Below are 21,374 nucleotides of genomic sequence, written 5' to 3' on the forward strand. Positions count from 1 at the left end.
ACCGTTCGGCGCCTACCGCTGCTCCAGCTTCCCCTGCCCCATCATCGCCTCAATGTCCGACGCCGGGACGGGCCTGCCGAAGAAGTAGCCCTGGCCGCTCGAACAGCCCAGCCGGACCAGTTCAGCAGCCTGTTCCTGTGTCTCGATACCCTCGGCGACTGCTTTGAGCCCGCACGCGTGGATGAGGTGCAGTACGGCCTCCACGAATTTGCTCTCATCAGCATCAGAGCCCAGGCCGTCAATCAGGCTCTTATCGATCTTCACCACGTTGACCGGCAGCTTCCGCAGATAGCTGATGGACGAATAGCCGGTGCCAAAGTCGTCGATTTCCAGCTGCACACCCAGCCGCCGCAGCCCGCTGAGCGAGTACCTGTCGACGTCCCCGCCGTTGACGGCCATGGACTCCGTCAATTCAACAATGAGGTTGGCGGCGTCCACCCCTGTTTCGCGGAGGATGTCGCGGACGTGTTCGATCAGGTCGAGGTTCTGCAGCTCGGTGGTGGAGATATTGACCCGCACGTTGAAGTCGCTGTCCACCTTCAGGTCCTGTTGCCAGCGGCGCAGCTGGCGCACCGCATTCCGCAGCACCCAGTGGCCGAGGTCAACGATCATCCCGGTCTCCTCGGCGAGCGGAATGAAGGAATCGGGCATCAGCAGGCCGCGCTCCGGGTGGTTCCAGCGCACCAGCGCCTCAACGCCCTCAATCCTGCCGGTGGCCAGTTCTACCACCGGCTGGTAGTGCAGGGTGAGCTGGTCCTGGAGGATCGCCTCGCGCATTTCCGTGATCATGACGCTCTGCAGCCTGCGCGCGTAGAGCAGGGCAGGTTCGAACACCTTGATGCTGCTGTGCGGCTGGGCTTTTGCCGCGTACATCGCGGTGTCCGCTTCCATGACCAGGTCGTCCACCGACTGGCCCGGTTCCGCGACCCGCAGCCCGATGCTGGTGCCGCACGTGATTCGCAGGTCCCCGATTTCCAGGCTCTCGCCGAGGGCCTTGAGGATCCTGTTGGCGACGCGCCTGGCCCGGACCAGGTTGGACTTCGGCAGCATAACGGCGAATTCGTCGCCGCCGAGGCGGGCGACAGTGTCGGTCTCCCTGACAGCGTCCTGGAGCCGCCGCGAGATCACCCGTAGGACATCGTCGCCGGCGCTGTGTCCCAGCGTGTCATTGATGCCCTTGAAGGAGTCCAGGTCGAGGACCAGCAGGGCCGGCGGCATTTCGCCCCGCGACGTCTCGGCCAGGGCGTGGCTCAGGACCGAGTTGAGCGCCGTCCTGTTGGCCAGCTGGGTCAGCGGGTCCGTGAGGGCCATCCGCTCAAGCTCCACCTGGGCCTCGCGCAGCATCGCCGTCCGGCTTTCGACGCGTTCCTCAAGCTCCTGGTAGATGGTCTGCAGATCGTCGGCCATCAGGTTGATCCCGGCGATGACCGCAGCGACGTCGTCCCTTGCACCGGAATGGGGAATCCTGGTGGTCAGGTCGCCGCCTGCGATACGGACGATGCCTTCGACGAGGGCGTGCAACCTGGGGTCCGGCGGATCAGTCTTCACTCGTGTATTGCCCTAACCAGTCGATAGCCTCGGCCTCGGACGTGAAGAACTGCGCCGGGATCGTTTCGGTCTTGGAGCGCAGCAGGTAGTGCGCGATCACGCGGTCAACGGGGCTCTCACCGACGAGGGCAAATGCTGAAGCGGCGATGGACCCGGCGTAAACCTGCCGGGCTTCGACGCTCACGCCGACCACTCCGGTAATAACAAGCAACACCGGCATCCGCCGGCCGTCGGCCATGGCGCGGACGGTGGCGCCGGCGACGCGCGCCGCGGGCCCCTCGATTTCCTCGTTGGCCGGGAGCGCAACTTCGATGATGCCGCCGTCGAGCATCCGGACGCCGATCGGGGCACCGGATGGTGTGGCAGTCAGGCCCGGGACATCGGCGTCCGGGGACTCCCCGGGGACGCGTTCAGCCGGGCCGGCCGGCGCTTCGACGCTCACCGGACAGCAATCCGACGACGACGGTCGGTTGACCCGCGGAGATCCCGGTTCAGCCGGCGGTCGCCATGGTAAAGAATGGTCTCCCAGTCGACCTCTTCGGCTGTCTTCTCAACCACGAGGCTCTCCTTCATTTTCTTCGGTCGGGGACTGACATACAGCCAGTTGACCATACCGAGGAACACATCCACCACCGAGTTGAACACTCCGATGTAGGCCCGAATTGCCCCGGCCGCCAGGATCGCGTTAAGCGAGGCGAAGGCCACGTTGCCCCAGTTGCCCAGTTGGGCATCGCGCCAGACCGTCAGCAGGGAGAAGGCGACGATCGCGTACGGCGTCAGGACGTAGATCGCAGGGGCTGCGGTACGGTCTTTGACCTTGGGTGTGCGGACAAACGGAATCTTGTCGCCAGTGACAGCCTGCTGGAGTGATTTGAGCACGCCGGCCAGGTTCACCGGTAGCAGCACGAGGTTGAACCCATAAATGCGGAGGATGTCGCTGAAGCGGTGCCCGCAGTCGCGCAGGTCGCTGCCCATCGCCAGGAAATAGGGCAGGGCGGCGATGAACACGATGGGGCTCAGCAGCCGGCTGTCGTAGGGGTAGGCCAGCAGGAAAATCAGGCCGAAGCTCGCCCATGCGATGGACGCCATGTAGTTCACGCGCAGGAGCACCTCGCGAACCAGGATTTTGCGTCGGTCCGAGCGGCTCTGGCGAAGCTGGGCCCACAGCTTGGGAAGGATCAGCAGTCCGCCGTTGGCCCAGCGGCGCCGCTGGACAACCAGTGAACCGAAGTCCGGCGGTGTGGCGCTGTAGCTCAGCCGCTCCGGGTAGTTCACCAGGGTCCAGCCGTGCTGGCCCAAGTCGATGCTGGATTCGGTGTCCTCAATGACCGTGCGGTCCTGGATGTACGTGCGGATCTCGAAGGCCCCGCGGGCTTCAACCTCCACGATGTCTTCGAGGGCCCTCTTCCGGATGATGGCGTTGGCTCCGACCCAGAACGTGGCGCCGAAGTAGGTCATGCCCTGGTGGAGGATGTGCTGCAGGTCGGTCGTCGCCCCTGCCACGCGTTCGATCCGGGTGGGAGCGCCGCGGAAGGACGAGTACGGCGTCTGGGTCACGGCCACACGCTCGTTGCCTGCCGATTCGAGGAAGTACACCAGGCGAAGGCAGTAGTCGCGCAGCAGAAGCGAGTCGGCGTCGAGGGTCAGGAGGTAGGTGGTGTCCGGGAAGTCCAGGATCCGCCCCTGGCCTTCGAGCTCCGGGTCGCCCTGGACCTTGCGGAGGACCACGCCGTCGGCGGTTGCCTCTTCCCGCCAGGAATGCCCCATCAGGGAAATGTAGGCATTGAGGTTCATGGCCTTGTTGGCCTCGTGCGAGAGACTGGCGTACTTCTTGCGCTCGAACGTCTCAGTCGAGACGTTGAAGATCCAAGTCAGCCGCAGGTACAGCTCATCGAGCCGGGACCAGGGCGGCGAGGTGTGCTGCACGAAGGCGGCGTTCAGGCCCACGAGGACCAGCCTCAGTTCGCGGGCAAGCCCCATCAAGACCAGGTCCACGAAGAATTCGTCCACATGGTCTTCGACCTGCTCGCCTGCCGCCATGGTCTCCAGCCAGTCGGCGGCCGCCTCGTATTCGGCGATAAGCAGCGCCAGTTCTGCGGAATCGTTGGGAACAGCAGTCTTTGAGCGGCGACGGAATTCCGCCGAGGCGGCATTGAAGCGCGCCGCGGGAACGCTCATGGCAGCGGAAATTTCGGCGGCCAGGCCCCGCGTCCGTTCCAGCTTGGCGAGGTCCGCCGGGTCGCTCGGATTGGGCGGATCGTCAAGCAGCAGGACAACTTTGAGATCCGGAAATTCCTGCAGCGCGGCGGACCACAGCGTTGCCCGCACAACCTGGGGTTCTTCGGCGTAGGAAGGCACCAGCACCGTAATGCCTTCGGCGTAGTCGGTGAAATGGCGGTCCAATTCGCCGCGCGGAACGCGCGAATGGTCCCGGAAGCGATAAAGGGCACCCTGACGGGCCATCAGGTACATTAGCGCTGAAAAAGTCAGGAATGTTACGACGATCAGATACGAGACTGTCTCGAATTGAAACCTAAAGCCGGCATTCGGGTTGTTGGCCAGCTCCCGCAGGATTGTCGAAATGACGTAGGTGACCCAGGCGAGGAGTGTGGTGAGAATTCCCAGCCGGCCCAGGATTATCTTCCGGCGGCTGGGCCGGGGGTGAACAATGGACAGCGGCTCGGAGCGCTTTTCGGCGCCCCATTGACGGCGTCGCGCTCCACCTTTCTGCTCGCTGGAGACGTTTTCTACGTCAGGGCGCGGCAAGACTAGCTGATCAGACATTGGTCCCCATAGACTGCAAAATCGGCATTTTGGCGTGCGCTGACGTCAAATCGCGCCCGGTGCACCGGAATGTTCCAGTGAGTGCCCTTATGATAATGCAAGGTCAGACCGCTGCCGGACATCAGACACCCCGGAATATTTACGAACTGACCCCGATGGCCGGCACGTGCGCGGCGATTCACTCAAGACATAAGGGGGGCCCTGTGTCCGCAAGATTCCCAGGCCGCAAATTATCGCTGGTTCGGCTGAGTATTCTCACCGGCGTCGTCATGGCGATCACGGCCGGCGGGGCGACCGCGTGGGGCAATTTCCAGGATGGACGGGCTGCCGAAGCAATTCCTTCCGTTTTCGCCGGTTATGTGGACGTCACGGCCACACCCCGGTATGCCTTCGAGGACCCGGTCTCCAAGGAGGCAGAGAACGTCCTGCTGTCCTTCATCGTGGCGGACCGGGCGAATGCATGCACTCCTACCTGGGGCGCCGCCTACTCCCTCGACGACGCCGGATCCGCCCTGGACCTTGACCGCAGGGTGGCCCGCCTCCAGCAGTTGGGCGGGACCGTTTCCGTATCCTTCGGCGGCCTGATCAACGACGAGCTGGCCATCAGCTGCACCGACGCCGGCCAACTCGAGGCGGCCTACCGCGCCGTGGTGGACCGGTACAACGTCAGCAGCATTGATCTGGACATCGAAGGTGAGGCCCTCAACGACATCGCCTCCCTGGACCGGCGGGCAGCTGCCGTGGCGGCACTGCAGCAGGACCGCCGCGGGAACGGCAAGGACCTCACCGTCTGGCTGACGCTGCCGGCGGATCCCAACGGATTGACGACGGCGGGCAGCGACGCCGTCCGCCGGATGATCGCCGCGGGGACTGACCTGGCCGGAGTGAACATCATGACCATGGACTACGGCGGAAGCAGGCTGGCGGACCGTTCGATGTATGAGAATGCCGTATCGGCTGCGGAGGCCGCCCACCGGCAGCTCACGGGTCTGTACCGTGATGCCGGCAGCGAGCTGGGCAGCGAGACCGTCTGGCGCAAGATCGGTTTGACCCCGATGATCGGCCAGAACGACATCCAAGGCGAAATTTTCACCCTCAAGGATGCGGAGGAACTCAGCGCCTACGCGAGCGCCAAGGGCGTCGGCCGCCTGTCCATGTGGTCCCTTAACCGTGACCGGACCTGCAGCCCCAACTATCCCGACGTCAAGCAGGTTTCCGACGGCTGCAGCGGCGTCGAACAGGGTTCAGCCACTTTTGCCACGATCCTTGGAGCCGGCGTCAGCGGCCTGTCCGGCGGCGCGGGTAGCCCGGCAGTCCCGGCAGCTTCCCCGCAGCCCTCCAAGGCGCCCGTCGTTACCGACGATCCGTCCAAGAGTCCGTACCCGGTGTGGAACGAAACCACCGCCTACACCAGCGGCGAGCGGATCGTCTGGCACTCGAATGTCTACGAGGCCAAGTGGTGGACCCGCGCCGACACCCCGGATGACCCGGTACTCCAGGGTGCGGCAACGCCGTGGCGCATCATCGGCCCGGTATTGCCCGGAGACAAACCGACCCCGCAGCTCACCGCCCCCGCCGGGACCGCGCCGAAGTGGGTGCCGGCCACCGTGTACCGCAAGGGCGACCGCGTGCTCTTCGAGGGCAGGGTCTATGAAGCGAAGTGGTGGACCCAGACGGACAGCCCCGAAGCCGCCCAACAGGGTGCGCCGGAATCGCCGTGGGCCAAGCTGCGCGATGAGGAACTGTTGAAGCTGATGGCAACGCCATCAGCCACCCCCAAGCCAACCCCGTAGGGGCCAGCCCACACCGCGCCGGTGCGCCGGCGGCCACGGCAGGGAAGTTGTCCCCATGGCTCCGGGCGAGGCAGTGCGTTAGCGTGCCATGCATTGCCCATCACGCCTCATCGCGCTTCCGACCAGTTCCCCACCGAAGGTCCCAGCCATGCCAGATCCCGCAGTGATACCTGCGACCACCACATTCCGCATGACCAGCCTCGCCTGGGCCGTGGCCGTGCAGACCGCTACGGAGACGCTGGGGGCCGGCGCGGGCCCTGACCCGACGGGGCTCCCGGCCCCGGCCGTCGCGGTCTCCCTGGCGGGGCTGGACGAACCGACCCGGTCCGCCGTCGCCCGCGAGCTGGCCACCGCCGGGATCACGGACGACGCGGGAGCCATCCGGCCCCAGTGGCTGCGTGCGCTCAGACAGGGTGCAGTTGCTCCGGTCCAGGTGGGCCTGGTGTCACGCTGGGGCGGCTTCTCGACGCATTGCCGGGTCAACCTCTTCGACGGCAAAGGCCTCGCCGTCGAATTCACGCGACCGGTGGCCACTGCGGCGGATGGCCGGGTGACGGCGGTCAGCGTCGCCGACGTCGTCACCGTCACGCTGCTTTCGGAAGCGGTGCTGTGGCCGGTTATGGCCAGGTCGATGCCGCAGTTCCCCGACCTGACGGTCGGGGCGGAACGTCCGGACACCGTCCCCGGGGCCTCCGGCCCGGCACCCGGCCGGGACGGCCGCAAGACCACCCTCTCGGCGGCAGACGTTGCCGCGCTCGCCGGCGGCACGGCCGCCGGCATCGCCGACCGCGGCACGGCCGGCGTCACAGCCGGCGTCGCAGCCGCAGTGGCTGCGGCCAACGCCACGGTCTACCTCGAAGTCCAGTCCCGTGCAGCCGGCAGCGGGGTGCAGTATCACGGCGCCGGAGTCTGGGCTTTGTCCGACAGGTTGTATTCCGTCCGCACCACCGGTCCTGCCTCGGCGCGCAGCCTGGCAATGGTTGAAGCCCCGGCCGGCGACATCGCCCGCCAGCTTGTGTGGCACGTGCTCGGTGCCCGCGATTTCCTGTCCGCCGGAACCCCCGCGGAGTCGGCATCATGAGCGTGCACGGCATGGACCTGGAACAGGGCGAGCTCCTCGCGAAGGAGCTCTCCCGCGCGAGCCGGCGCTTCGCGCAACTGAGCGGGCAACTGACACCGGTCATCACCGCCAGCCCCTGGCGCGGGCCCGACGGCGAGCAGTTCCGCAGCGACTGGAAAACCCACAGCAGGATGCTGCTGGCCACCTCGGAGGCCCTGCGGGCCGCCTCGAACGCTATGCGGGAAAACGTCCGCCAGCAGCAGGACGCCAGTTCCGGACGCACGGGTGACGGTCAGGCCGGCACCAGCCAGTCCGGCATCAGCCAGTCCGGCAGCACGGCGACGACCCTGTTGGACAACCTGATCACGGGTGCCGGCGGTGCGGCCGAAGACCTCTGGGACGGAACCGGCGAGTTCATCGACACTGTGGGCGAAACTGTGGGCGGCACAATAAGCGATGGCCTGGGCTGGCTCGGAGGCCAGGCATCCGGGGCCACGTCCAATCTGGCTGACGCAGGCACCGATGTGCTGGGCGGGCTGCGCGACGTCGGCGGCCTCGGCTGGGACTTCCTCAGCACCGGAGAGCCGCCGTCGGTCACCGAACTGGTCTCCGGCGGAACGGTGCTGCTGGCCGCCGGGGGGGTGAACGCGAGCGCCGCGCTGTCCACCGCCGGGCTCGTGCACCCGCACCTGCTCGACGACGGATCGCCGGTGGCCGGTGACCCGCACACCGTGGGCGTCGGGTCGGACCCGGCGCAGAACGGCCACCGCAGCACTCCCGTTCCGAGCAGCCTCGCGCAGATCATGGGCGGAGTTACGGCGGCCTACGACGACGGCGGCAAGTCCGGGACTCCCGACGCGGCAATTCGAATCACCGCCGTGGACAAAGGCAGCGGGCCGGCGTACATCGTGACCATCCCGGGCACGTCCGAATGGAACGTCCGGTCCGGTTCCAACCCCATGGATACCGTGGGCAACCTCTCCTCCGCGTCAGGGAACCTGTCCACGGCTTCGGAGGCGGTCCAGTTGGCGATGCAGCAGGCGGGGATCCCCGGTGACGCGCCGGTGATGCTGGTGGGGCACTCGCAGGGCGGCATGACCGCCGCGAATCTTGCGGCAAATGCGGAGTTCCGCGGCCACTTCAACGTCACCAACGTGATGACCTACGGCTCCCCCATCGATTCGACCCCCATTCCCGGCGGCGTGAACACGCTCGCCCTGCAGCACCCGTTCGACGTCGTTCCCCGCCTGGACCTCGGAAACTCCAAACCCGGCGGGCCCGGTCTGGTGGGCTGGGAGAGCAGCAACGGCGCCACGGTGGTCACCCTTCCCAGCCCGGCCGGCGCCGGAATGAGCGACGTTGCGGGCAATCACGACTACAACGCGTACGTCGCCTCCGTCGAGGCCAACGAGTCGTCCGGTGACCTCGCGGCCTACCGGAACCACCCGTCCACGCAAGCGTTCATCACGGAAGACCCCCGCCAGGTCACGTCGACAACGTCCGGCATCGGCCGGAAAGAATAGAGTCGGAACATGCGAAAAATCTTCACTGTGCTGACCGCCGGTCTGCTGGCCATGGTCCTGGCGGGTTGCGGGGCAAGCCCGGGAACCTCGGACTCGGAGTACGCCGCCAAGTACAAAGCGGCGGTGGAGCCACTGGCCCACGTGGCCACAGTGGACGCCAGCTACAAGTCCGCCGGCGGCATGGGCCGCAGCGGGGACGTTTTCCTGCACGCCGACACCTCGGACCGGGAAACCATGCTGGGGGTCCTCCGGGAGGCATTCCCGGCGGTTGTGGACGCCGGAGCCGGCGACCCTGAAGTAAATCTGGCCATCCAGGTCATTTCCGCCGACGGGGCATCCGCCGTCTCGCCCGCCGATCTGGGGTACTCCGGGACCGGGTCGTTGACCAGCTACCGGCAGTTCCTCGGCAAGTAAGCGCCGGTCGCGCCGACCCCGGCGGCGGTCAGACTGCCGCCCGGGCCCGCTTCACAGCGGCCCGCTGCTCCCCCACCCGCTGCGCGACCACCAGGCCCACCGCAGCGGTCCCGATGGTGATCGGGTATCCCATGAACCGCTCCAGGGTGCCGGGCTCCGCCACCTCCATCCCCGTCACGCCGCCCATGATCAGAGCCACCAGGGACACGAGCCCGCACGCCAGAATCAGCCAGCTCAGCGGTGTGTGCCGCAGCCAGACCCAGCCCAGCAGCACCAGGGCCAGTCCCCCGGCCGCGAAATACATAATGGCGCCGACTGCATGCCACACGGAGCCCGCGTCCTCAGGGACCAGCCCCACCAGGACGGTGCCTGCACCGGCGGCGGCGGTCAGGACCCGCGCGGAGATCGCGGCTACCCACACCGTCCGGCTGGCCGGGCCCAGGGTGAACTGCGCCCCGGGCCGGGCCGCCGTGCAGAACACCGCCGCGCTCAGCAGCAGCGCGCCCACCATCATGCCGATGCCCTGGACCACAAAGGAGGCGTTCATCAGCACGTGTGCCGGCGAGCAGACGTCCCGTCCGTCGAAGACCCCGCAGACCGTGGCGCCGAGGTCGCTGATGTAACCGGTCCGGCGGCTGTACGGCTGCTGTCCCGCCCAGGCGCCGATCACGGCCGCCTCGGCCACGAAATACTGCAGCACGCTCAGCAGCGCCAGCGCGCCGGCATAGAACCGGGTGGACGGCAGATGCGGGATATAAATGATGCCTTGGGACGTCGAGTCAGCGGGTGCAGCCATGCCAAGAGCGTAGTACGGCCCGTCACCTTGTATGCTTATAGGCGTGTCCGCACGGGCCGGCCCGCGGCCGTCCGGAACGGATGCCCGCCCTCGTAGCTCAGTGGATAGAGCACGGCTCTCCTAAAGCCGGTGTCGTTGGTTCGATTCCAATCGAGGGCACTTGAACCCCCAGTCCCCGGACACCGCCCAAGAAGTGGAACAGCACTTCAATCTCCGCGCCTACCTGCTGGGCACCTGGACCGTGGAGCGAACCCTGCTGGACCGGTCCGCCGGCACCCGCGGGTCCTTCACCGGCCTCGTCCGCGTCACTGAAACAGCCGACGACGGCGGCCTCCGCTTCCGCGAAGAGGGCACCGTCGCGTGGGCGTCCGCCCCCGGCGCGCCGGAAGGCACCCCGTTCACCGGAACGGCCAGCCGGGAATACCTGCTGCGGCCCACCGGAACACCGGACACGATGGACATGTTCTTCCCCGACGGCCGGCCGTTCCACCGCATGGGCTTCGGACCGCAGAGCCACCGGGACCAGCACTGGTGCGATCCCGACAGCTACCGCGTGAACTACACCAGAACCGGGCCGGACGAATTCCGCTACGAATGGGATGTCACGGGCCCGGCGAAGGACCAGCTGCTCACGTCCGTGCTGCGCCGGACCACGGACGCCGCCGCATGAACTCGCTGAACACCAACCCTCTGATCGTGGTCTCCGCCGTCTGTGTCTTCGACGAAGCAGGGCGCCTCCTGACCGTCCGCAAACGGGGCACGGAGAAGTTCATGCATCCCGGCGGAAAGCCGGAGGCGGGCGAGACAGCCGCCCAGGCGGCCGCGCGGGAACTGGCCGAAGAAGTGGGGATCGTCCTCGCGGCGGAGGAGCTGGTGCCGCTGGGAATCTGGCTGGCCGACGCCGCCAACGAGGCCGCGACGCAGATCCGGGCCACGGTCTTCACCGCCCCGGGCGCCTGGCACGCCCATCCTTCCGCGGAGATCGCCGAGATCCGCTGGCTGGACCTGGCCGGAGAGCTCCCGGACGACCTCGCCCCGCTGCTCACCGACCACGTCCTGCCGGCCCTGTGGGTCCAGCCGGGCTAACGCCCGTACTGGCTAAGGCCCGGAGCGGCTAAACCTGTAACACTACAGTCCGGGAACGGCCTCTTCCGCCACGGCACTGGCCTCGGCGAACTGGGTCCGGTAGAGCTCCGCGTAGCGGCCCTCGGCGGCCAGCAGCTCGGTGTGCGTGCCGCGTTCCACGATCCGGCCGTCCTCCACCACCAGGATGGCGTCGGCGGCCCGGATGGTCGACAACCGGTGGGCAATCACGACGGCGGTGCGGCCCTCGAGCGCGGCGCCGAGCGCCTCCTGCACCGCTGCCTCATTAGTGGAGTCCAGGGCCGCGGTGGCCTCGTCCAGGATGACGACGCGCGGCTGGGCAATCAGCAGCCGGGCGATGGTGAGGCGCTGGCGTTCGCCGCCCGAGAGCCGGTAGCCACGTTCCCCCACCACGGTGTTCAGGCCATCAGGCAGGGAGCGGATCATGTCTTCCAGGCGGGCCTGGCGCAGCACATCCCACATGAGCTCGTCGCTGGCGTCCGGGCGGGCCAGGCGCAAGTTGGAGGCGATGCTCTCGTGGAACAGGTGCCCGTCCTGGGTCACCATGCCGAGGGTGTGCCGCATGGAGTCGAAGGACAGGTCCCGGACGTCCACGCCGGTGCCCGGGACGGTGCCGCCGAAGCGCACGGCCCCGGAATCGACGTCGTACAGGCGCGAAAGCAGCTGCGCGATGGTGGACTTGCCGGCGCCCGAGGAGCCCACCAGGGCGACGGTCTGGCCGGGTTCCACCCGGAAGCTGATGCCGTGCAGCACCTCTTCGCCGCCGCGGGTGTCGAGGGTGGACACGTCCTCCAGCGAGGCGAGCGAGACCTTGTCCGCCGACGGGTAGGAGAAGCGGACGTCGTCGAACTCCACGGACAGCGGCCCGGGCGGCGGGGACACGGCGTCGGGTTTCTGCTGGATAAGCGGTTTGAGGTCCAGGATCTCGAAGACCCGCTCGAAACTGACCAGGGCGCTCATGATCTCCACCCGGGCGTTGGAGAGCGCGGTGAGCGGGGCGTAGAGGCGGGTGAGCAGCAGGGCCAGCACCACAACGTCGCCGGCGGCGAGCTGCCCCTGCAGCGCCAGGAAGCCGCCCAGTCCGTAGACCAGGGCGAGGGCCAGCGCCGAGACCAGGGTCAGGGCCGTCACGAAGGTGAACTGCAGCATCGCGGTGCGGACGCCGATGTCCCGCACGCGTCCGGCGCGGGCCGCGAATTCCCGGGATTCCTCGTCGGGGCGGCCGAACAGCTTCACGAGGGTGGCGCCGGGGGCGGAAAAGCGCTCCGTCATCTGGGTGCCCATGGACGCGTTGTGCTCCGCGGCCTCTCGGCGCAGATCGGCCAGTTTGGAGCCCATCCGGCGGGCCGGGATCAGGAAGATCGGCAGCAGGATCATGGCGAGCACGGTCACCAGCCAGGACTTGCCCAGCATCACCACCAGGGTCAGGGCGAGGGCCACCACGTTGCTGACGACGCCGGACAGGGTCCCGGCGAAGGCCGACTGCGCGCCGATCACGTCATTGTTCAGCCGGCTCACCAGCGCGCCGGTGCGGGTGCGCGTGAAAAAGGCGATCGGCATCTTCTGCACGTGGTCGAAGACTTTGGTGCGGAGGTCCACAATCACGCCTTCGCCGATGGTGGAGGACAGCCAGCGGGTGACAAGTCCCAGCCCTGCCTCGGCGACCGCCACAATGGCGATCAGGACGGCCAGCCAGACCACGACGTCGGTGGCCGCGCCGGCGATGATGGCATCCACCACCTGCCCGGCGAGGACCGGGGTGGCGACGGCCAGGACGGCCATCACGATCGACAGCAGGACGAAGGAAATCAGCTTGCCCTTGTGCGGACGGGCGAAGCTGAACACCCGCTTGAGTGTTTCCTTCGAGAATGGCTTCGAGCCGCTCGAGGCGCGGGTGATGTTGTAGAGGGAGCTCCAGGCGACCCGGTCCATGCTCATGTGGTGCTGCCTTTCGGGGCGGTGTGGCCCAGGAGTTCGGTGACGACGCCGTCGGCCACGTTCCAGCGCGCGTCGAGGCGCACGTTTTCCAGCAGCCGGCGGTCGTGGGTGACCAGCAGCAGGGCGCCGTCGTAGCTTTCGAGGGCCTCTTCAAGCTGTTCGATCGCCGGGAGGTCCAGGTGGTTGGTGGGCTCGTCCAGCACCAGCAGGTTCACGCCGCGTGCCTGCAGCAGCGCCAGCGCAGCCCGGGTCCGTTCCCCCGGCGACAGGGAGTCCACCGGGCGGGAAGTGTGGTCCGCTTTGAGGCCGAACTTGGCCAGCAGCGTCCGGACTTCCGCCGGGGACTGGTCCGTCAGGACGGCTTCGACGGCGTCTGCCAGTTTCAGCCCGCCGGCCAGCAGCCCGCGGGCCTGGTCAATCTCGCCGACCGCCACCGACGCGCCCATCGAGGCGTCGCCGGTATCCGGGCGCTGAATACCCAGCAGCAGCCGGAGCAGGGTGGATTTGCCGGCGCCGTTGGGGCCGGTGATGCCAATCCGTTCCCCGGCGTTGAGCTGCAGGTTCACCGGTCCCAGCGTGAAGCCGCCCTGGCGGACCACGGCGTCGCGGAGCGTGGCAACCACCGCGCTGGACCGCGGCGCCTGGCCGATGCTGAACTGCAGCTGCCATTCCTTGCGGGGCTCTTCGACCTCCTCGAGCCGGGCGATGCGGGATTCCATCTGCCGGACCTTCTGCCCCTGCTTCTCGGAGGACTCGGTGCTGGCCGCCCGGCGGATCTTGTCATTGTCCGGGTTCTTCTTCATCGCGTTCCGGACACCCTGGGAGCTCCATTCGCGCTGCGTGCGGGCGCGGGAGACCAGGTCTGCCTTGGTGTTGGCGAACTCCTCGTACCGTTCGCGGGCATGCCGGCGGGCCACGGCGCGTTCCTCCAGGTAGGCCTCGTAGCCGCCGTCGTACACGGCCACGGAGTTTTGCGCCAGATCCAGTTCCACAATGGTGGTCACGCAGCGCGCCAGGAACTCGCGGTCGTGGGAAACCAGCACAACGCCGCCGCGCAGGCCCTGCACGAATGCCTCCAGCTTCGCGAGTCCGTTGAGGTCCAGGTCGTTCGTGGGCTCGTCCAGGAGCACGATGTCGAAGCGGCTGAGCAGCAGTGCTGCGAGCGCCACGCGGGCTGCCTGGCCGCCGGAGAGCCCGGTCATGTCGGCGTCGGGTCCCACATCGAGTCCGAGGTCCGCCAGCACGGCCGGGATGCGGTCCTCCAGGTCGGCGGCGCCGGAGGCCATCCAGCGGTCGAACGCCAGGGAGTAGGCGTCGTCGGCGCCCGGGGCGCCACTGCCCAGGGCGTCCGCGGCGGATTCCATCTCCAGGGTGGCCTGGGCGCAGCCGGTGCGCCGCGCGATGTAGCCGGCCACCGTTTCGCCGGCGACCCGTTCGTGTTCCTGGGGCAGCCAGCCCACGAAGGCGTCTGCCGGGGCAAGGCTGATGGTGCCTTCCTGCGGCTCGTCCACCCCGGCCAGGAGCCGGAGCAGGGTGGACTTGCCCGCGCCGTTGGCCCCCACGACGCCGACGACGTCGCCCGGCGCGACGGTCAGGGAGAGTTTGGAGAAAAGTGTGCGGTGGTCATGGCCACCGGAAAGGTCCTTGGCAACAAGGGTTGCAGTCATTAGTCCATCCTCTCACCGCGGCCCAAAACAGCCCGCCGACGGGCGCTCCAGGCGGCCAATCGCCGCCGGGCATGAAAGAACCCGCTGGTCCGGACTTGGGGGGTGTACGGACCAGCGGGTTCGAGCATTTAGCATAGTTGAATCAGCTCCTCCCGTAAAATCAATGCAGTCACTGCTCTACCGAACGTCAGAAGCACCCCCTACATTCGACTCCGCAGGAAGCCATAGATGCCACTACCCGCCAAGGCGTTTCAACTCTGGCTCCATGGCGTTGCTCCGACGGCCAGCACGGCCGATATCTGCAGGATTTCCGGGATCAAGCGCACAACCCTCGCCCAGCAGCTGGTCCGGGGGAAGGTCTCGGAATCCACGCTGGTCAGCATCAGCCGCGCCCTGAAACGCAGCCCCCTGGACGACCTCGCCTCCTTTGACAGCTTTGCGGGCCTTGCGGAGCAGCCGCAGCCGCCCACTCCTGCCGAACTCGTGAGCCAGATTGCCACCATGGACCTGCTCCGCGCGGTCATTTCCCGCTCGTCCCCGGCGTATGGCGGTTTCGGAGACAGCAGCAGCTCCCTGACTCCCCCGCTCAGCGCCGCCCCGCACGCCACGTCCGTCCGCAACTGGGTGGACGCGATCGACGACGGCGAATTGCGGCACCGGGTATCAGCCGCCACCGGCGTCGCGCCGCAGAACTATTCAGCACAGTTGACCGCCAACAGGCTCTCCCCGGAGTTGGCGGTCGCGACCTCCCGGGCGGCAGGCGTAGGCTTCACGGGCGGACTGGTCGCTACCGGCCTTCTGACAGAAGCCGAGGCCGGCTGGACCCCTGCCGCCAAGCAGGCCGCCCTGGACGCCCTCTCCGACGGCGAACTCACGGCCCTGGCCGGCGAGCGCCTGCAGTCCCTTGGCAGGACCCTGCGCCGCCAGGAGCACGAACACGAACAGACACAAAAAATATGGGAGAACCTCGGATGATCGCGATCCTGCAGTGGACCACGTTGGCGGTCTGCGCCATCGTGGCGATCGCGCGGATTCCGAGTGCCCTCCGGGGTGAGAACCGGTCGATTTTCGGCATCTTCGTACTCGCCACGGTGGCCGTCTTGCTCAGCATTGATGTGAGCTATCGGGCCATCGATGCATGGCTCGGATCCCAAAACTACGCGAACCTGATTCTACGTTTTGTCGTGTACTGCACTGTGCTGCTGGCCGGATACCGGATCGCGAAAGCCTTTGACGCGTCGAAGAGCATTCGGTTCATTACGGGGCCCGCAGGCAGGGCAGTTCTGACAATTGTCGGCGTCGCGACCGTGGTCCTCTTTCTGTTGGCCGACACTGCAGGGTCCGCCACGGGGCTGGCCATGCTCCCGTCGCGAAGCCCGGCGAATGCCGTGCTCATCGAGTGGTATGCGGCGGCGGGCCGCCTGTACCCGGCGTTCGTCGCTGCGTGCATCCTTCCCGCCACCTATCTGGCCATCAGCCGGCGGCTGCCGCGTGGAGTCCGTGCCGGCGCGCTGCTGCTGACGGTGGCCTTCGCGGCCATGGCCGCGGGGGCCTTCTTCCCTCTGATCCCCCGCGTAGCCGGGTATCTCAAAGCCATCATCAACTACACTGCGGTGCTGTGTCTTGCGCTCGGACTCGCCTTGGTGTGGATCTCCAGCCTGATGGCCAAGCGCGAATCCAGCCGGAGCCTCACATGATCGCGATCCTGCAGTGGACCACGTTGGCGGTCTGCGCCCTTGCTGCGGTTGCGCGGGTCCCGAGTGCCCTCCGGGGCGAGAACCGGTCCTTGTTCGCCGTCTACCTGCTCCTCACTGTGGCCATACTCTTGAGCATCGATGCACCTTACGTCGCCATCGATCAGGCTCTCGGCGGCCTGAACCTGGCCAACGTGGTTCTGCGGTTCATCGTTTTTGGCGCCATCTTCGCCCTCGGGCTCAGGATCGCCCGGGGCTTCGGCGCCGAGGACGCCCTTCGATTCCTCACGGGCCCCGTCGGCATTGCGGTCGCGGCGGCGGCATCGGTGGCAGTGGTGGTGTCCTTCCTGATGATGGACACCGCGGGTTCGTCCGCGGGCCTCGTCGAGGTCCATGCCAAAAGCGCCCGCAATGCAGTGCTTGTGGAGTACTACGGCGCTGCTGGCCGGCTCTATCCCGCATACGTCATGCTGGCCCTCCTGCCGGCCATGCTGCGGACGGTCGGCAGCAGGCTTCCCGGCCTCGTGCGGGTGGGCGCGGCGTTGCTGGCGGTCGGCTCCGTGGCCATCACGCTGAGCCTCCTGTTCCCGGTAATACCAGCGTCGTTGGCCTATCTCCGCTTCGTCATCAACTACACCGCGATTCTTTGCATCATCGTGGGGCTGGCCACATTCTGGCTTTCTAAGGCACTGGCTATGCGGACGCGGGAGATGGAAACGGACGCCACCGGATAGCCATCGTGTCGCCAGCGGCAACCACATCAGGTAACGCTAAGGCAACATTCAGCAATAACTGCGACTTGGCATTCACAAAATCATTAGACCGTGAGAGAATCATGAATGTGTGAAAGCGGCATACGCTTCGTGAACGGGGACAATCCGTGCGGAGCCGAGGCAGCCGCCCAAGCGCCATTGGGGGGATGAGTGGTAGCGGTCCAGCTGGACCGCTCCCACTCAGCCTGTTTAACGGCCCTCCCTGCCAGCCGCCCGGGGCCAACACTCAGCGCACAAACCGCAACGTCACCAGCTGGAAGGGCCGGAGCGCCAGCTCCGCCGAATCCCCGTGCGGCGTCACCCCCGCTGCAGCCGCGGGCCGCTCCAGCAGGTCGACGGTGCGGACGCCGCTGGCGTCGAAGTTGGCCGCCACGACCCCTGCGGACCGCTCGCCCAGCGATTCGTAGACCCGCACGATCACGTCGCCCGAGCCATCCTCGGCCAGCTTCACGGCTTCAACAACCAGTGCCGGGTTGGAGACGGTCACCAGCGGGAGCGCGCCGTGGGCGCCCTTGACCACCCGCGGCGCCAGGTTCGTGCGGTAGCCCTCCTGCACGGCGTCGGCGATGCTGGCGCCGGGCCGGATCGTGACGGTCAATTCATGCCGGCCGCGGTCCGCACCGGGATCCGGAAACTTGGGAGCGCGCAGCAGCGAGAGGCGCACGGTGGTGGTGGTCCCGCCGTCGTCCTCCCGGATGGTACGGGTGACGTCGTGGCCGTAGGTCGACGAGTTGGAGATGGCCACCCCGTAGCCGGGCTCGGCGACGTGGATCCACCGGTGGGCGCAGATCTCGAACTTCGCGGCCTCCCAGGAGGTGTTGAGGTGCGTCGGGCGGAAGACGTGGCCGAACTGGGTCTCCGCGGCCGAGCGGTCCGCGCGGACATCGAGGGCGAACCCCAGCTTCAGCAGCTTTTCGCGTTCCTGCCAGTCCACGGCCGTGGTGATCGTCAACGACTCCGCTCCCGGTCCCAGCGAGATCCGCTGCGTCACCGCCGAGGTGCCGGCCAGGCGTTCCACCACGACGACGGCGTCCCGGCCCGGGTGTTCCACCGACAGGGAGCGGACGCCGGTCAACTCAACAACGTTGCGGCGGTAGAACGCGTCGATATCCCAGGCATCCCATTCGTTGGGCGTGTCCCGGTGCAACTCCAGCAGGTTCCCGAACTGCCCGGGCGCGATCGCGTCGCGCCCGCTCGCGTGGTCCGCTAGGGACACGAGCAGGCCGTCAGCGTTGATGACCGCCCGGATGACCCCGTTGTCCAGGATGTAGCCGCCGGCCGCGTCAGTGACCAGCCCCGGCTCCCCGGCAGGGACCGGCTCGGCAGCGGCCAGCGCGGCCACACCGTGGCGTCCGTGCGGAGCGGCGTTGAGCAGGAAGTCCGAGTCCCCGGAGCCCAGCAGTGCCCCGGCGGCGTCGGCGATGATCGCCTCCAGCTGCTTCCCGACGGCGGCGTAGTTCCGCTCGGCATCCTGATGCACCCACGCAATGGAGCTGCCGGGGAGAATGTCGTGGAACTGCTGCAGCAGCACCAACCGCCAGAGGCGCTTGAGTTCCGCGGCCGGATAGCTGTACCCGGCACGCACGGCGGCCGTGGCGCACCACAGTTCGGCTTCGCGCAGCAGGTGCTCGCTGCGCCGGTTGCCCAGTTTTGTCTTGGCTTGGGTTGTGTAGGTGCCGCGGTGCAGCTCGAGGTACAACTCGCCGACCCAGACGGGAAGTGTTTCATATTCGGCCTGGGCCCTGGCGAAGAAGCTGGCGGCCGATCCGAGCTCCACCCTTGGCGATCCCTCAAGGTCCGCGGTGCGGCGCGCCGCTGCCAGCATCTCGCGGGTGGGGCCCCCGCCGCCGTCGCCGTATCCAAACGGGACCAGTGACGTGGTGCCCCGGCCGTGGTCCCGGTAGTTCCGCTCGGCGTGGGCGAGTTCCCGCCCGCTAAGTTCCGAGTTGTAGCTGTCCACCGGCGGGAAGTGCGTGAAGAGCCGGGTGCCGTCGATTCCCTCCCAGTTGAAGGTGTGGTGCGGCATCCGGTTGACCTGGTTCCAGGAGATTTTTTGGGTCAGGAACCACTTGCTGCCGGCGGCTTTGACAATCTGCGGCATGGCGGCCGAATACCCGAAGGTGTCGGGAAGCCATGCCTCCTCGCATTCCACCCCGAATTCGGCCAGGAAGAAGCTCTTGCCCTCCAGGAACTGGCGGGCCATGGCCTCGCCGCCCGGCATGTTGGTGTCGGATTCGACCCACATGCCGCCAACGGGGATGAACTGGCCGGTCTTGACCTTCTCCCGGATCCGCCCGAAAAGCTCCGGATACAGCTCTTTGATCCAGGCCAGCTGCTGGGCCGAGGAGCAGGAAAACACGAATCCGGGGTCTTCGTCCATCAGCGCCACCACGTTGGAGAAGGTGCGGGCGCATTTGCGGATGGTTTCCCGGACGGGCCAGAGCCAGGCGGAGTCGATGTGCGCATGGCCCGTGGCGGTCAGATGGTGCGCCGAGGCGTAGGCAGGCCTGGCCAGGACCCCGGCGAGGGCCTCCCGGCCCGCGGCCGCCGTGCCCGGGACATCCTCCGGGTCCATAACGTCCAGCATGCGTTCGAGGGCGCGGAGGATTTCATGACGGCGGGGCAGCTCCATCGGCAGTTCGTGCATCAGGCCGCTGAGGGTCCACACATCCTGGTGAAGCTCCCAGACCGTCTGGTGGAGTTCGGCGATGGCGATCCTGCCCAGCCGGTACTTCGGTTCATCGCCCGAGGTCGCTTTGTCCCCGTAGGGGGTGGCCGCGAAGGTCCACCCCTGCGACAGGTCGGGGTTGGCGGCCGCCTCGACGTAGAAATCGACGGCCATCCCGCTGCCCAGGAGCTTCAGCGGAACGTACTGGTTCCGCGGCGAGATCGCCTTGATGATGGTTCCGTCCGGGCGCCACGCGATGCCTTCACACTGGAAGCCGGGCAGGTCGCTGCTGAAGCCCAGGTCCACGATGATCTCCACCGAGGTGTCCGCCGCCGTGCCCCAGCCGTCCGGAACCTGCCCCTCGAGGCGCAGCCATTTGGTGCTCCACGGCCGGCCCCAGGCCGCTCCGTGCTCCTGGGGTGTGAACTCCTGCCGGAGGGCCTCCAGGGCAGGGACCGGCTCATCCGGGACATCCCAACTGCTCAGTGTCAGCGGAACGCTGCGCGGATACACCGCGGGGGCGAGGCGTTCGCGAACAAAGCGGTCCAGCCGGACTTCCGTGAGACGACGGTCGTCGTGCAATGTGATCCTCTTAGCGCTGCGTGGATGACGCTGAAGTGCATCCAATCGATGGATATAACTTACGTTGCCGGTGGCCGCAAGCCAAGGTGCCGTGAGCCAAGGTGGCCGCAAGCCAAGGATCTGTGCGCGGACCTCACCCGGTAACGGGCGCGGGCTCGGGCACGCGGTGGGCGCCCGCATAAACGTTCAGTGACGTGCCGCGGCTGAACCCGGCCAGGGTCATCCCGCTCGCCTCGGCAAGTTCGACGGCCAGGCTGGACGGGGCGCTCACCGCGGCCAGGACGGGAATGCCGGCCAGGGCGGCCTTCTGCACCAGTTCGAACGACGCCCGCCCGGAAACCTGGAGCACGGTTCCGCGGAGCGGCAGCAGGCCCTCGCGGAGCGCCCAGCCCACCACCTTGTCCACGGCATTGTGGCGCCCCACGTCCTCGCGCAGGCACAGCAGTTCGGCCGAGCCGTCCTCGGCGATCCGGAACAGACCGGCGGCGTGGACGCCGCCCGTGACGTCGAAAACCGCCTGGGCTTCCCGCAACCGGTCCGGCAGCGCCGCGAGGGTGGCCACGGGCACTGTCAACGGGTCCGCCGCCGGGGTGAAATGGGAGGACTTGTGCACGGCCTCGATGGAATCCGTGCCGCAGATGCCGCACGAGCTGGACGTAAAGACGTTCCGCCCGGTGTCAGGACGGACGACGTCGGGCCGTAGCTGCGCTTCCACCACGTTGAACGTCTGGACGCCGTCCTCGTCTTCCCCGGCGCAGAACCGCAGGGAGACTAGCTGGTCGGGACTCCAGATGACACCCTCGGACACGAGGAAGCCCGCCACGAGGTCAAAGTCGTTTCCGGGGGTCCGCATGGTCACGGAAAAGGACAGGTTACCGATCCGGATTTCCAGCGGCTCTTCCACGGCGAGCACGTCCTCCCGGTGGCGGACCGGGAATTCGAGGGCCTGTGGCGACCCGTCCAGGACATATTTGTGCACCTTGCGGCGCTGCGTGACGCGGCCCATCAGGCACTCCTAACCAACATATTT

At 67.4% G+C, this 21,374-nt stretch carries 17 protein-coding genes and 1 tRNA gene; 10 read left to right on the plus strand and 8 right to left on the minus strand.

Annotated features, from left to right (window positions below; all coding sequences use genetic code 11):
- Positions 1 to 12: 12 nt before the first annotated feature.
- Genes FS787_RS13755 through FS787_RS13765 form a run of 3 tightly spaced genes read right to left on the minus strand, consistent with a single transcriptional unit; the run spans position 13 to position 4,332 of the window.
- A complete protein-coding gene (locus tag FS787_RS13755; RefSeq protein WP_144673099.1) occupies positions 13 to 1,548 on the minus strand; it encodes a bifunctional diguanylate cyclase/phosphodiesterase in 1,536 nt (511 codons plus the stop codon).
- The gene (locus tag FS787_RS13760) at positions 1,538 to 1,990 is read right to left on the minus strand and encodes a hypothetical protein (protein WP_144673101.1); all 453 of its coding nucleotides are present in this window, start codon (positions 1,988 to 1,990) and stop codon (positions 1,538 to 1,540) included. Before FS787_RS13760 ends, FS787_RS13755 begins: the two co-directional genes overlap by 11 nt.
- Positions 1,987 to 4,332: a glycosyltransferase family 2 protein gene (locus tag FS787_RS13765; RefSeq protein ID WP_144673103.1), complete on the minus strand. Its 2,346-nt coding sequence runs from the start codon at positions 4,330 to 4,332 to the stop codon at positions 1,987 to 1,989. The genes FS787_RS13760 and FS787_RS13765 overlap by 4 nt, the downstream gene beginning before the upstream one ends.
- Before the next feature lie 269 nt (positions 4,333 to 4,601).
- On the opposite strand from FS787_RS13765, the gene FS787_RS13770 reads away from it, so the two are divergent.
- The 4 genes from FS787_RS13770 to FS787_RS13785 all read left to right on the plus strand — a co-directional run bounded on the left by FS787_RS13770 (position 4,602) and on the right by FS787_RS13785 (position 9,122).
- Positions 4,602 to 6,125 carry a chitinase gene (locus FS787_RS13770; RefSeq protein WP_260982560.1) on the plus strand — a complete coding sequence of 508 codons (1,524 nt, stop codon included), beginning with the start codon at positions 4,602 to 4,604 and terminating at the stop codon, positions 6,123 to 6,125.
- Positions 6,126 to 6,273: 148 nt separating this feature from the next.
- Positions 6,274 to 7,206 carry a hypothetical protein gene (locus FS787_RS13775; RefSeq protein WP_144673105.1) on the plus strand — a complete coding sequence of 311 codons (933 nt, stop codon included), beginning with the start codon at positions 6,274 to 6,276 and terminating at the stop codon, positions 7,204 to 7,206.
- Positions 7,203 to 8,708 carry a hypothetical protein gene (locus FS787_RS13780; protein ID WP_144673107.1) on the plus strand — a complete coding sequence of 502 codons (1,506 nt, stop codon included), beginning with the start codon at positions 7,203 to 7,205 and terminating at the stop codon, positions 8,706 to 8,708. The genes FS787_RS13775 and FS787_RS13780 overlap by 4 nt, the downstream gene beginning before the upstream one ends.
- 9 nt (positions 8,709 to 8,717) lie before the next feature.
- Positions 8,718 to 9,122 (plus strand): hypothetical protein, encoded by a 405-nt coding sequence (locus FS787_RS13785; protein WP_144673109.1) that lies wholly within the window; start codon positions 8,718 to 8,720, stop codon positions 9,120 to 9,122.
- Between the two features lie 28 nt (positions 9,123 to 9,150).
- Here FS787_RS13785 and FS787_RS13790 read toward each other — a convergent pair whose 3' ends face one another.
- Positions 9,151 to 9,918, minus strand: coding sequence for a DUF998 domain-containing protein (locus tag FS787_RS13790; RefSeq protein ID WP_144673111.1), 768 nt, complete (start codon positions 9,916 to 9,918; stop codon positions 9,151 to 9,153).
- Between the two features lie 86 nt (positions 9,919 to 10,004).
- Here FS787_RS13790 and FS787_RS13795 point away from each other — a divergent pair.
- The 3 genes from FS787_RS13795 (at position 10,005) to FS787_RS13805 (ending at position 11,004) form a co-directional block, all read left to right on the plus strand.
- Positions 10,005 to 10,077, plus strand: a tRNA-Arg gene (locus FS787_RS13795).
- 1 nt (position 10,078) lies between these two features.
- Positions 10,079 to 10,588 carry a DUF6314 family protein gene (locus FS787_RS13800; RefSeq protein ID WP_222124074.1) on the plus strand — a complete coding sequence of 170 codons (510 nt, stop codon included), beginning with the start codon at positions 10,079 to 10,081 and terminating at the stop codon, positions 10,586 to 10,588.
- Positions 10,585 to 11,004 (plus strand): NUDIX domain-containing protein, encoded by a 420-nt coding sequence (locus tag FS787_RS13805; protein ID WP_144673113.1) that lies wholly within the window; start codon positions 10,585 to 10,587, stop codon positions 11,002 to 11,004. Before FS787_RS13800 ends, FS787_RS13805 begins: the two co-directional genes overlap by 4 nt.
- A 42-nt stretch (positions 11,005 to 11,046) precedes the next feature.
- Here FS787_RS13805 and FS787_RS13810 read toward each other — a convergent pair whose 3' ends face one another.
- On the minus strand, positions 11,047 to 12,960 hold the full coding sequence (locus FS787_RS13810) for an ABC transporter ATP-binding protein (RefSeq protein ID WP_144673115.1): 1,914 nt from the start codon (positions 12,958 to 12,960) through the stop codon (positions 11,047 to 11,049).
- Positions 12,957 to 14,627 (minus strand): ribosomal protection-like ABC-F family protein, encoded by a 1,671-nt coding sequence (gene abc-f, locus FS787_RS13815; protein ID WP_144673117.1) that lies wholly within the window; start codon positions 14,625 to 14,627, stop codon positions 12,957 to 12,959. Before abc-f ends, FS787_RS13810 begins: the two co-directional genes overlap by 4 nt.
- A 228-nt stretch (positions 14,628 to 14,855) precedes the next feature.
- On the opposite strand from abc-f, the gene FS787_RS13820 reads away from it, so the two are divergent.
- Genes FS787_RS13820 through FS787_RS13830 form a run of 3 tightly spaced genes read left to right on the plus strand, consistent with a single transcriptional unit; the run spans position 14,856 to position 17,055 of the window.
- On the plus strand, positions 14,856 to 15,602 hold the full coding sequence (locus tag FS787_RS13820; protein ID WP_144673120.1) for a hypothetical protein: 747 nt from the start codon (positions 14,856 to 14,858) through the stop codon (positions 15,600 to 15,602).
- Positions 15,599 to 16,324 (plus strand): hypothetical protein, encoded by a 726-nt coding sequence (locus FS787_RS13825; RefSeq protein WP_144673122.1) that lies wholly within the window; start codon positions 15,599 to 15,601, stop codon positions 16,322 to 16,324. Before FS787_RS13820 ends, FS787_RS13825 begins: the two co-directional genes overlap by 4 nt.
- Complete coding sequence (locus FS787_RS13830; RefSeq protein ID WP_144673124.1) at positions 16,321 to 17,055, plus strand: hypothetical protein; 735 nt, start codon at positions 16,321 to 16,323, stop codon at positions 17,053 to 17,055. The genes FS787_RS13825 and FS787_RS13830 overlap by 4 nt, the downstream gene beginning before the upstream one ends.
- 265 nt (positions 17,056 to 17,320) lie before the next feature.
- On the opposite strand, the gene FS787_RS13835 is transcribed toward FS787_RS13830, so the two are convergent.
- Positions 17,321 to 20,344 (minus strand): glycoside hydrolase family 38 C-terminal domain-containing protein, encoded by a 3,024-nt coding sequence (locus FS787_RS13835; protein WP_144673126.1) that lies wholly within the window; start codon positions 20,342 to 20,344, stop codon positions 17,321 to 17,323.
- Positions 20,345 to 20,477: 133 nt separating this feature from the next.
- Positions 20,478 to 21,350 (minus strand): formate dehydrogenase accessory sulfurtransferase FdhD, encoded by an 873-nt coding sequence (gene fdhD / locus FS787_RS13840; RefSeq protein ID WP_144673128.1) that lies wholly within the window; start codon positions 21,348 to 21,350, stop codon positions 20,478 to 20,480.
- Positions 21,351 to 21,374 lie beyond the last annotated feature (24 nt).

The sequence above is a fragment of the Arthrobacter sp. U41 genome, assembly GCF_007679325.1.
GTDB lineage: Bacteria > Actinomycetota > Actinomycetes > Actinomycetales > Micrococcaceae > Arthrobacter.

Coding starts and splice junctions, on each gene's coding strand:
- abc-f (WP_144673117.1), bottom strand. CDS start 14,627: ATGACTGCAACCCTTGTTGCCAAGGACCTTTCCGGTGGCCATGACCAC.
- FS787_RS13765 (WP_144673103.1), bottom strand. CDS start 4,332: ATGTCTGATCAGCTAGTCTTGCCGCGCCCTGACGTAGAAAACGTCTCC.
- FS787_RS13825 (WP_144673122.1), top strand. CDS start 15,599: ATGATCGCGATCCTGCAGTGGACCACGTTGGCGGTCTGCGCCATCGTG.
- FS787_RS13785 (WP_144673109.1), top strand. CDS start 8,718: ATGCGAAAAATCTTCACTGTGCTGACCGCCGGTCTGCTGGCCATGGTC.
- FS787_RS13805 (WP_144673113.1), top strand. CDS start 10,585: ATGAACTCGCTGAACACCAACCCTCTGATCGTGGTCTCCGCCGTCTGT.
- FS787_RS13770 (WP_260982560.1), top strand. CDS start 4,602: ATGGCGATCACGGCCGGCGGGGCGACCGCGTGGGGCAATTTCCAGGAT.
- FS787_RS13830 (WP_144673124.1), top strand. CDS start 16,321: ATGATCGCGATCCTGCAGTGGACCACGTTGGCGGTCTGCGCCCTTGCT.
- FS787_RS13780 (WP_144673107.1), top strand. CDS start 7,203: ATGAGCGTGCACGGCATGGACCTGGAACAGGGCGAGCTCCTCGCGAAG.
- FS787_RS13820 (WP_144673120.1), top strand. CDS start 14,856: ATGCCACTACCCGCCAAGGCGTTTCAACTCTGGCTCCATGGCGTTGCT.
- FS787_RS13775 (WP_144673105.1), top strand. CDS start 6,274: ATGCCAGATCCCGCAGTGATACCTGCGACCACCACATTCCGCATGACC.
- FS787_RS13810 (WP_144673115.1), bottom strand. CDS start 12,960: ATGAGCATGGACCGGGTCGCCTGGAGCTCCCTCTACAACATCACCCGC.
- FS787_RS13790 (WP_144673111.1), bottom strand. CDS start 9,918: ATGGCTGCACCCGCTGACTCGACGTCCCAAGGCATCATTTATATCCCG.
- fdhD (WP_144673128.1), bottom strand. CDS start 21,350: ATGGGCCGCGTCACGCAGCGCCGCAAGGTGCACAAATATGTCCTGGAC.